This window comes from Cohnella silvisoli (assembly GCF_021190915.1).
Lineage (GTDB): Bacteria > Bacillota > Bacilli > Paenibacillales > Paenibacillaceae > Cohnella > Cohnella silvisoli.
This window is the reverse complement of sequence record NZ_JAIOAP010000022.1, coordinates 88384-99713: the sequence shown is the minus strand read 5'-3', so window position 1 is coordinate 99713 and position 11330 is coordinate 88384. Positions and strand designations below refer to the sequence as shown.

Sequence of the window (11330 nt, the reverse complement as noted above, 5' to 3'; positions counted from 1 at the left end):
GACTGAGCATCTGGCCGACGGAAGCGTCAACGGGGCGAAGCTGGGAGCAGGCAGCGTGACGACTGAGCATCTGGCCGACGGAAGCGTCAGCGGGGCGAAGCTGGGAGCAGGCAGCGTGACGGCTGAGCATCTGGCCGACGGAAGCGTCAGCGGGGCGAAGCTGGGAGCAGGCAGCGTGACGACTGAGCATCTGGCCGACGGAAGCGTCAGCGGGGCGAAGCTGGGAACAGGCAGCGTGACGACTGAGCATCTGGCCGACGGAAGCGTCAACGGGGCGAAGCTGGGAGCAGGCAGCGTGACGACTGAGCATCTGGCCGACGGAAGCGTCAGCGGGGCGAAGCTGGGAGCAGGCAGCGTGATGGCAGAGCATCTGGCCGACGGAAGCGTCAGCGGGGCGAAGCTGGGAGCAGGCAGCGTGACGACTGAGCATCTGGCCGACGGAAGCATCAGCGGGGCGAAGCTGGCATTCTTTCCGGTGGCGGCTCAATTGCCAGGAATCTCCCTCGCCTTCGGGAGCCAGTATTATGCTTTTCAAGGCGCAGTGGAAACGATCAAGGTTACCGTTGCCTTCTCATCTCCATTCGCAGATGACTCTTACATTCTGGTTGCAATGTCGGACCATCCGTCCTGCAGATGTATTCTCGGCTGCAAACGGGCACACGAAGCGGAACTGGAAATCATCCGTACTCGCCTCGGACCCGAGCCTCAAGGCTGGATTCAATGGATTGCAATCGGGACTAAAACGGAAGCATAGCTGTAATGACCAATGATCGAAAATGGGCTTGTTAATTCGAGAATTATGCGCCGGCGGCACCGACAAAGTAGGTGCCGCTTTTTGGCATACCTGTGACGATCTTAAGTACAGTACATATGCCGTTACGAATAGACACACGACACACATACAATGTCATGTATACCGTTGCCCGAGTCTGAGGGGGTTGATGGAATGGCGAATAAGTTCGGAAAACACCGGGGGCGTTCCCCGTTGTCCGGACGGAGTAAAATAGCGCGGCGATTGTCAAAAGGAAAGCAGAAGTTCAAAGAGGAGAGTCCCAACATCGATTCGCCTAATGAACAAGGCTCTTTTCCCTTCGTTTCCGTTATCGTACCGGTCATGAATGAAAGAAAAACGTTGCGAAGAGTTTTAAGTGAAGCCTCAAGAGTGCATCCGCAAACGGAAGTTATTGTTGTTGTCAACGGCTCTACAGACGGGTCACTGGAAATTGCCAGAAAAAGCGGCGCGAAGGTGCTGATGTACGAACATCCGCTTGGTCATGATGTCGGAAGATCGATAGGAGCAAGGGAAGCACAAGGGAACATCTTACTGTTCATTGACGCCGACATGGTCATCCCGGCAGCCACGCTAAGAGCATTCGTCGATGCCGTAACTCAAGGAGCGGATGTGGCATTAAACGATTATTCTGGTCCGGTGAAAAAGTTTACTGTCCACGGAGTCGTTCTTGCCAAGCATGCTTTAAACCAGCTGCTCGGTAGACCAGATTTAGAAGGTTCTTCCATTACGGCGGTTCCTCATGCACTCAGTCGCAAAGCGCTCGATATCATTGGCACATCCGCATTGTCCGTGCCTCCCTTGGCGCACACGATGGCAATCTGTAAAGGGTTGAATGTCCGTCGGGTAATTCATGTGAACGTCGGACAGCTAAATCCGATGCGTCTGAAACGTGAGCGCAAGCATTCCTTGACGCCGCTTATCATGGGAGATCATTTGGAAGCTATTCAATGGTGGTTGAGAAAAACGGATTCCCGGGGTGGATATGAAGACGGGGATCGTCAACGATGGATGGTGAGGTAAGGATGAATAAAAGACGAAGTATTCCCAATCAAATTCATTTGAAAAATGTGTTGTTACGGGACCGTTCCACTGGGGTAAAGGACGGAATAAATTGGCGAAAAAGCGAAGCTTTTAACGACAGCCCGGGTCAACTGCAAGAAGCTGCACATAAGAACTGGAGCCAATATTTCCACCGAAGGGCTGGAGGGAAGGGGGGAGATTGGAAGGTCATTCTCCAAAGGGGAAAGAGCTACACCTCCGGATTTATGAAAGGTGTCGGCTTATATTCAAAAATAATTCCTGTTCCTCTCCGAAACACTGCCTCCGCTGTCGTTTGCGCCTGCAATCGTGCGATAGATTTGCAAAGTGTTCTGAAGAAGCTCAGCATTTTACCTCTTAAAGAAATTGTCGTTGTCCTTCATAACGCATCGGATGAAATGTTTACTATTGCACGCAATTACAAAAATACAGTGGTTGTCCATTTTCCCGAAGCGGTAGATCCGGACGTCGAACGGTCCTTGGGTGCCAAGCTGACAAGTGCGAATACACTATTGTTCGTCGACGGGGAACAAGCAGTGGATGCGAACATTTTGGCGCGTTTCATATGGGAATGCGAAAGCCGGGTGGATATTGCGTTAAATGATATTTCGACAAGGCTGGGATTGTTTTATCAAAGAGCGGGCATCGAGCGTTTTCATGAATTTCTGAATAGAAGCTTAAACCGTAAGGATTTAAAAGCCAATTCTTTATCATCGTTGCCATTTGCTCTTTCTCGGCATGCACTCGATACGATGGGGATCTCAAACCTTGCGGTTCCGGCTAAAGCGCACGCAATGGCTATTCTCGGCGGTTTGCGTATCGGTATCGGCGGTGCGGTGAAATCCAGTAGTCATTACGAACGTTCGGCTTCCAACGAAAAATGGAGAAGAGCGGCGGGGGATCATATCGAAGCGTGGCGGGAAGCTATGACTGCCCAGGGCAGCCGGTTGAATTTTGCCGATTCGACCCGTAACCGAAGTGTTCTGGGGGAGTGGGAACGATGAAGAAAGCAACTATTGTCATTCCGACTTATAATCAGCTTGATTTTCTACAAGGTTGTATCTCATCCATTCGCAAGCATACCGACATCCCCTACGAGATTATTGTCGTTGACAGTGCTTCAACGGATGGAACAGTAGAGTGGTGCCGGAGAGAGAAGGTTCCGTTTATATCCCTTCCCCGTAATGAAGGGTTTTCGGTTGCCTGCAACAAAGGTTTGTTGCTTTCATCCGGCGATACGTTGGTTCTGTTGAATAGCTATACATTGGTTACGCATGGATGGCTAAGTAATTTATCTGCAGCGCTTTATAGCGGATCCGACATTGGAATTGTTGGTCCCATAACCAACTATGCAAGCGGTCCGCAGCAGGCCCACTATCCTTTTGAGAATATCGATGAATTTCAAAGAATTGCGGCAGAAGTGAATGTTTCAAATCCGAATAAATGGAAGCGGTTTGAAAGAGTTGTCGGCATCTGTTTTGTTTTTCATCGGGAGCTCATGGACAAAATCGGCCTGTTGGATGAGCAGTTTTCCGTCGGAGATTACGAGTATGATGACTTTTGCCTTCGCGCAAAGCTTGTTGGATACAGCATTCTTGTCTGCCATGATACCCTCATTTACCATGAGGGCAGTGCCACCCTCCTGCAGGAAGGCATTCAAGAACAGCAAAAGCTGGTCGAGCGCAATTATCAATTGTTCATGGATAAATGGTAATTGGACCAGGGATCGTTCATTTGATTTGAGGGCTGGTTTTGAAGGCGGGTATACTGGCGGACGGAACGGTTACGCTGTTTAAACTACTCACCTACTGGACGAATAAGCTTTTGCTGCCGGTCGGCCTTGGTCAGTACTGCGGATGTATTAGGAAGCGGCCGTGATTTATGAGCTTTTGCTCGGAAGAAGGTCGCAGTCAAAGACACGGAGGCTAAAAAGGTCCGCAATTGGTTGTACACACATATTACGAACGACTCCTATGAAGCTCAAAAGCTAGAAAGAAGCGTTCGACGAGCAGCGACGCTTACAATTCGGGATATAACCAATCTTATAACGAGGAATACAACGCAGGCTTTGCCAAAGGCTTCGAGGATGGCCGTCAGATCGCTTATGAGCGGCAGGTCTAATAAGAAATAACAATGAGAATACCACCGGACGATGTGTTTGTCGTTGGTGGTATATAACAAAGATTTGTTCACCAAGTACGAGGTGCCTCTCCCCGAGGATGGGATGAGTTGGGATAGCTTGCTGCAATTGGCTGCCCGGTTTCCAACGAGTGGAACGAGCGAAGAACGGATTTATGGGATTAAAACCAATCCATACATCTATGATCTGTTTCATCTTGGAACATCAATCGGAAGCACTCTAGGGTCATGGAAAGCCGTATTAGAAACCTCACAGAAAGTGATTCAATCCATTCGATAATAATTTATTGAGTCAGATCAAACAGGCGCAAGAAGTGAACAAAGAAAAGGCCATTAAGAATTGGGATGTCGTTACGATGCCTGTGAATCCCCAGAATCCCAATGTGACAGACGGTACTTCGCTAGATCAAATTCTCGCGATCGATGCCAAATCTTCCAATATCGAAGCCGCATGGAAATTCATCAGTTACGTAAATGGGGATGATTACGCCAGGGTAAGGTCCAAAACGAAATTGGGAAGCTCTCCTGTACGGACTAAATATTTTACCGACGAGGAGGGGCATCATTTACAAACCTTCTGGCACAATAACCGATCGTTCGACACATTCGGCAGAATAATAGTTGACGAAATGGAACTGTTGTTCATATAATAAATTATCCAAAAACAGGATATCAAACGCGAGGAAGCACCCGCAGACGTTAACCGATGTCGGCCGTGCTTTCTCTTTTTTATGTCTTTTTTGTTAGAAAGCTAGTGATACAACCAATTCGAAGGAGTGTTTATGATGAAAAAATGGATTTTATCTGTATTGGCGGCGATTCTGATGCTGGTGGTCGTTTCTCTGCCTGTGTACGCTGAAGAGTCTGTTAATTCAGCTGCTGCGATCAAATTCAAGGATGTCCCTGTTAGCCATTGGGCTTATGCGTCTATTATGAATGCTGCAGGAAAGGGGTATGTGAAAGGTTTCCCGGATGGAACATTCCGGCCTAATGAATCAGTAACTGCTGCGCAGTTTATTTCTATGCTTATCTTGTCTCTTACGGAGAAAGACGAGAGTGGAGTGGTTAATTGGTCTAAAGATACTCTAGATCGTATTCCGGAACATGTGAAATCTAAAATGTTTTATGGAGTTCAATACAAGTTTACTCAAGGTTCTCCTTGGTACATTAACTATGTAAACATAGCGAAAGATTTCAGTATTATTAACAATGAATTTGAGGGTAGGTATATTGAGCCATTAACCCGAGAAAGAACAGTAGGAATTGTAATGGGAGTAGACAATTATTTAGTCGGTGGAATTTATAATTCTTATGCTAATCTCGCAGTGAGTAAATTGAAGGATTTTACCAAAATTGAAGAGTATTATCGAGCTGACGTAGGTGGAGGAATGATTCGCGGTATCATGACTAGTTTTCCGGATGGGACATGGAAACCAAAGAAAGAAATTACACGTGCAGAAGCCATTACAATTATTGAACGGATAAATAATAAATCGATTCGGAATCCTTATATGCCCGTTATGACAGGTGTTCCGTATTCCGATGTTCCTTTTTACGGTTATACAGACCTTCAAAGACTTGTTTTCACGAATGCTGAAATGAAAAAGGTTTACGATACTCTTAATAGCACCCTTGAAGAATTTCAGGGTTCTTATTTAAGTAACTCTGGAACTTTGGATTACTATAAAGACGAGGAAGCAAAGGAAAAAGCAATTAGGAAATTATTCTACTTTGAAGATTTCACCGACCCCGAACAGTATTACGATATGGGAATTAATTTTATGGGAAATGTATATTTTGTTGTTATTAACGGTAAGTCTGATAGCTTAGATCGCACTTCCGAAACACTCGATAAATTCCTATCTCTTATTTTTAGCAGTAATGATGCAGCAGCAGTTCGTAAATTAATTAACGATAATATTAGTACTGCAAATAGAACATTAAACATCAAGAAAACGATTGGTAAAAGAGAAGTCCTTATTTCTTCAAGCGGTCGAAATATACTAAGCGTCGCCATTTCGGCGTATCAAGACAAATAAGGTGGGGATCGAATGAGTAGAAGACTAAAAAGGAAAACAGTTACCTATCTAGTTCTAGCAGCCTTTCTATTATCGCTTCTGCCTTTGTATCCCAAGGTGGCTTCTGCGGCGCTATCAGCAATAGATATATGTGAAAAGAAATATGCTTGGGTTACGCCTCCAACGAATTTCCCTAAATGTAGTTCTCTAAATGCTAAAAACCAGTCATATCCATTCAATCAAACACTCTTCGACAAACTCGGCGTGATTGCTTTTATCCAGATGGATGAAGACAAAAACCCCGTTCTTGAAAGCATTTCCGAAAACAGGGCTGGATATGGATTTAAGAAGGGATGGCAAGATCCCTCTAACGGTAATGTATATCAAGATGGAACAAAAGGGTATGGAGGAAAACACCCTGCGTTTCCCATTGATAATCCATATGGTGAATATCGATATTTGGGTTATGATCGGGCGGGAACGCTTTACTCAAACCCTTTTTTTATAAATGATTCCAAAAAAGGAACCGATCCGGATACTCGATTTTGGGTATATAAACCTTGGAAAAGCACTCTATTAGATGGGCGAACTGATAAACCTGGTAAGGTAAGTCCCATGTTGGAAGAAGGATTTGAGGCCGACGACACAGATAAAATTTATTTATTTAATGCCGTAACCGATGTAAAAAAGATCATTAGGTCTGATAATGTAACCGTACAACACGCAGCAACATTGAGCGGATCAACAATAACTCCAGACACCAAACACAATCTTTTCGATTACATGTACGTTGAACAAGACCCAACCGTTTGGGCGCCTGGAATGGGGCGTATGTGGCACAAAAAGACGGATGGCGCTATTTGGTATCAGACGTTTGCAATTCCTAAAAGGGAGGGCAAGGATAAACCAGGTTTAGAGCCGGATATTGTTCTTACGGGTCCAAAGAAGTCAGATGGAAAAATTCAAACCGATTCAAATGTGCTAGGCAATAGTTTTACTTATTCCATGAATCTGATTGGAGATTTAATGGATGATCAGTATTACAACGATCGTTATCTTAAAGCGAAATGGTATACCCGTTATGATATTAAAGAATGGGAATTGAAACTCGAAGCAGATTATCCAGGGCAAGCACTCTTTACTGTAGGTACTTATTCATCATTAAGTAATGGAAAAGTAACCCTCAGTCGTGAAGGCGAAATTGCCACTGTGAAAGATATCAAACTCCCCATAAATAAAAAATTAAAAAAAGGCGATGTCATTGAACTAATATTAACTGCAACCGCGAAATATCAATCTGACAATCATGAATTTGATCAAAAAGTAATTAAAAAGAAAATAACGATCGGCGGGGATGTAATTCCTGTCCCACCGCCACCAGGACCACTTCCCGAACCCGTTGATGAAACTCCACCGCTCGTATGCAAACCAAACATTCCAACGCAAGCTTTTGACATCGTAGAATTTAATGCATCCGATGATACTGACATGTCGCGGATAGATTCTAGAAGCGTGTCCGTAAATGGCATATCGGTGGATCCGGATTTGTTCTTCTCGGGCGGCTACATTTTCGGCGATGATGCAGATGGTTTTGCTACGATAACTATGAAGTGGGAAGCAAAACCAGGTGAAGATAAAAACGGCGCGGACATGTGCGACACCTACCGAGTCGTTAACGTCCACGATACGAAACCGAGAGCCCAATTCAAACTGTTTGGGGGGAGCTTTAAGGAAAACAGGAAAATGTCGATCGATAATACGTCTCGTGATCCCAACGCAAATGATCCCTACGTACAAGCTGCTTATCCGATTGTTAGCAGCACATGGAGCTGGACAGCGCTGGACGGGTCGAATGACGTCGACAGGCGAATGAAGGTTGACAATCCCGATCATAAGGAGTTCTTATATAAACGGACAGGGGAGTATCAGGCAACCCTAACGGTCACCAATGCCCTCGGTCGAACTTCTGAACCTTATGTGCTAAACTTCACCATTCTGAACGATTATTCGCCGGCTGTCATTATGACTCCCTACTCCAGTCAGATTGCTCGCGGTGAAGGTGTATCTCTATTTTATGATGCGGTCAGCACGGATGGCGATACCATCAAGAATCAAAACTTCAAAGTCTATTACGACAAGGACTTCAACGAGACTTATAGCGAGCTTATTGATTCGTTCTCGGGTCCACGTTCAGAATACAAACCCCCCATAGAGAAACTTGGAAAATACCGTATAGTAGCAACCGTAGATGAAGATTTCGGGCAAGAGACGTTCCCTGAATTTCTCACTTCCGCAGACAAGCGAATGACAACAACGCAAATGGAAGTCGAAATCGACAACTACATCCCTTATTCCGACTTGTACACAGATATCCCGTCTGTCCGTCCTGAAGTCGATGCCTACTTTATGCTGGATAAGAACCTGACGCAGAGTAAAATCGACTATGTAAAAGGAAATCCATTAACGATCAATAACCAACTTCGTGCGGAAGGCATCAATCCAGATGTACAAGTGTGGGACATGCATACCTACACCTATAGTCAACCCGCATCCACAACTCTAAACACCGGATCGTATCCGCCCAATACCTATAATTATTGCTCAGGAGGTTATTGCGGCACTTTAAATCGCACATCGGCATCGGATAACGGTTACTATTACGATTATGGCTCATATGTCACAGTGGTCGACGTTCCGGCACATACAGAAACTCAAGTGGACGTAGAGGGTCATTACGAAACAAGGTATAGGGATGAGGCCTGGTGCAGTGGAACAGCTGCTAGTGGAATTCCATATGATCATCCGGGGAGTTGTAATGGTGGGAACAACGGAGGTGCATCCTCGCACCCATATACGAAGTCTGTTCCCTATCAGGTATATGTCCCTACCACCTACAAAACCGTAAATGTTCCAGCTACTTATAGGCAAGAATGGTCACCTAATGTCCAATGGGTAAGCAACTGGTACGGCAGTTACTCTGGAACAATCTATAAAGATATTAGACAGCCGTATGCAAACCCCTATTCTCGGACGACTTCGGATAAATATATGATCTATATATCGGACGGTACTATTAATGAGCTTGCTGATTTTAATAGAGCGAAGAGCCAGTCCGATGCCAAAGTCATTCTCATTGGAAGTCCAGCGATTAAGGCGCAGGTTACCAGCAACTTTTTCATAGAAAATAAAGGGCAGACTATTGAAACGCTCATTCAAAGCGCGGTGGACTACATTGCTTCATTGAATCCACCCACGGCATCTCAGCTAGTCTTGACCAATGAGAGCTTTCAATTGCTGACTTCGGAAGATGACGTTGAGAACGATCCGATTATTGCGAAGCAAACTATGTATGTTCATGACGAGAAGTATTTCGACAATCCAACGGGTCATGCTTCTTTCGCGTTGAGAAACGTCGATCCGCCGATTTGGTCGACAGAGTCATTGCGAACGAGCTTTGCATTACCGGGAGAATACACAATCTTCCGTCATGTTAAGGATCAGCCAAGCGCCGATCCGAAGCTTGCGCGGTATAGCTATTACTCGAACGAGTCGAAGACGATCGTACGAGTGCACCGCAAACCAATTGCTTTAGCAACCTTAGACTGGACTTATGATACCAACTGCAACTGTTACCAAACATCATGGGTGGATCAATCCTATGATTTGGATCATAACATTAGCGACCCGACTAATCATGGAATCGCAGATAGGAAAATCAAATATCAATTTAATGGAGATTGGTTCTACAAAGTACCTGAACAGTTGGAACCAGGCACTTATCATCTCGAGTATTTGGTGAAGGATGTCGAAGGCGTTTGGTCGGATCCGTTCCTCTTAGACTTTACGCTGGCTGCCACGCCTCCGCCACAACTTAAGGCGAAATTGAAATCCGCGGAACCGGCATTTACTTTGGCAGGAGGCGTTCCAGCAAGCGAGAGCCTGATTGCCTATGAATTATGGACGCGTTTCCCGTTATCGGTAGGGATTCAATTTACGATGGGCAGCTACCTCAATAAAACCGTTCCCTATTTCACGGGTACGAAATCCGGCAGCAATATCGATTGGACGGACGTGCTTACTCCAATTCCGGCTACGACACCGGATGCATCGTATACTTATCGCATTCAGGCCAACGGATCCAATGGTACGTCTGCTTTTAAGGATTTTACCGTCAAGGTTCTGACTCCGATCAATCTTGTGCCGGATATCCGTAAACCAGACGGTCTTACGACGGACACGATCGTCGTCGGTTACCCGTTTACGATAGCGGCAAATACGACGGAATATCCGCACCAAGTCACGGTCGCGGCTTTTAAAGGCAAGTCCTTTCAACAGTTACTGACGCTTACTGGGACGGTGTCTTCAACCGTTGGAATTGGCAGCAAGCAATGGAGTGCAGCTTTTACCCCAACTGGAGTCATTCCGGATGGCACATACACCTTCGAGTGGACTGCTCGCACTCCTAATGGAAACACGGAAATACGTTCGCTTCAAATTAAGCTAATCAATAACACCCCGCCCTTTGGCGATTTCAAGCGATATACTTATGATCCAGCTAACACCGCCATGCCTATCTACGAGGGTGACCTGCTTCACATTCGCTCAATCGGTGTAGGGGATAACGAACGCGATCCTTTGACCATTCGTTACGAGATCATGGACGCTTCCGGTACGATGCGATTCGACACAATCTTCAATAGCTTTTATCCATATGCTTCAACAGGACCAGATTTTCAATTGCCAAATGGCATTACAGCCGTAGGAACATGGACGATCCGGCAAACGATAAGCGATGGAAAAGCGGTCCCGGTAGTGCGAACCCAATCGATGCTCGTTCGTCCGCTCGGCATCCAAGGTTACGTTAACCATACCGATGCATGGGAGACGAATCGTCTTCGTTACAATGAGAAGCACACGAGCGCCCCGCGCCCTTCCCATTGGTTCTGGGCAGGCGAAGCCTTCGCGCTAGAGGCGACGGTTACGGACACTGGAACATCGGGTACGAAGCCGATATCCATTAAAGCCGTCGCGACTCCGGACCTGCAAAAAAGCTTAACCGCCGTAGCCCCTCAAGCCATCTTATGGAAAGGTTTGCTTCGCGAAAGCGATACGGATATTTCTTTTAAAGATTTAACGCAAGGAGCATACTCCTACGTCTTCACGGTAACTTACAGCAACGGAACAACGAAAACGTCCGTCGTCCCGATTCGGCTGCAGGATACGGTAGATGACTATGTTCAGGTTCATCGCATCCAATAAAAATGAATAAATGCAGGCTAAGCGCCCGTGCTCCCGAGTTTGCTTCGAGAGAACGGGCGCTTTTTGCCCGCCTAAATTTGTCC

General features: G+C 46.0%; 8 protein-coding genes and 1 pseudogene. All 9 read left to right on the top strand.

Going from position 1 to position 11330, the window contains the following annotated elements; genetic code table 11:
* A partial coding sequence (locus K7P76_RS29730) for a WIAG-tail domain (RefSeq protein ID WP_232189726.1) occupies positions 1-754 on the top strand: 754 nt, incomplete at its 5' end.
* A 192-nt stretch (positions 755-946) separates the two neighbouring features.
* Positions 947-1813, top strand: a complete 867-nt coding sequence (locus K7P76_RS29725) for a glycosyltransferase family 2 protein (RefSeq protein ID WP_232189725.1) — start codon at positions 947-949, stop codon at positions 1811-1813.
* Between the two features lie 2 nt (positions 1814-1815).
* Positions 1816-2835, top strand: coding sequence for a hypothetical protein (locus tag K7P76_RS29720; RefSeq protein ID WP_232189724.1), 1020 nt, complete (start codon positions 1816-1818; stop codon positions 2833-2835).
* Positions 2832-3545 carry a glycosyltransferase family 2 protein gene (locus tag K7P76_RS29715; RefSeq protein ID WP_232189723.1) on the top strand — a complete coding sequence of 238 codons (714 nt, stop codon included), beginning with the start codon at positions 2832-2834 and terminating at the stop codon, positions 3543-3545. The genes K7P76_RS29720 and K7P76_RS29715 overlap by 4 nt, the downstream gene beginning before the upstream one ends.
* A gap of 444 nt (positions 3546-3989) precedes the next feature.
* On the top strand, positions 3990-4250 hold the full coding sequence (locus tag K7P76_RS29710) for a hypothetical protein (RefSeq protein ID WP_232189722.1): 261 nt from the start codon (positions 3990-3992) through the stop codon (positions 4248-4250).
* A gap of 34 nt (positions 4251-4284) precedes the next feature.
* Positions 4285-4620, top strand: coding sequence for a hypothetical protein (locus K7P76_RS29705; RefSeq protein ID WP_232189721.1), 336 nt, complete (start codon positions 4285-4287; stop codon positions 4618-4620).
* A 132-nt stretch (positions 4621-4752) separates the two neighbouring features.
* Positions 4753-6009 carry an S-layer homology domain-containing protein gene (locus tag K7P76_RS29700; protein ID WP_232189720.1) on the top strand — a complete coding sequence of 419 codons (1257 nt, stop codon included), beginning with the start codon at positions 4753-4755 and terminating at the stop codon, positions 6007-6009.
* A 12-nt stretch (positions 6010-6021) separates the two neighbouring features.
* Positions 6022-6804 (top strand): annotated as a pseudogene (locus K7P76_RS33820) (Athe_2463 domain-containing protein); the annotation flags it as partial.
* A gap of 15 nt (positions 6805-6819) precedes the next feature.
* Positions 6820-11247 carry a hypothetical protein gene (locus K7P76_RS29690; RefSeq protein WP_232189718.1) on the top strand — a complete coding sequence of 1476 codons (4428 nt, stop codon included), beginning with the start codon at positions 6820-6822 and terminating at the stop codon, positions 11245-11247.
* Positions 11248-11330 lie beyond the last annotated feature (83 nt).

What these genes read in the sequence shown, in the direction of transcription:
- K7P76_RS29725 (WP_232189725.1), top strand. Translation starts at nt 947, where the DNA reads ATGGCGAATAAGTTCGGAAAACACCGGGGGCGTTCCCCGTTGTCCGGA.
- K7P76_RS29720 (WP_232189724.1), top strand. Translation starts at nt 1,816, where the DNA reads ATGAATAAAAGACGAAGTATTCCCAATCAAATTCATTTGAAAAATGTG.
- K7P76_RS29715 (WP_232189723.1), top strand. Translation starts at nt 2,832, where the DNA reads ATGAAGAAAGCAACTATTGTCATTCCGACTTATAATCAGCTTGATTTT.
- K7P76_RS29700 (WP_232189720.1), top strand. Translation starts at nt 4,753, where the DNA reads ATGATGAAAAAATGGATTTTATCTGTATTGGCGGCGATTCTGATGCTG.
- K7P76_RS29690 (WP_232189718.1), top strand. Translation starts at nt 6,820, where the DNA reads ATGTGGCACAAAAAGACGGATGGCGCTATTTGGTATCAGACGTTTGCA.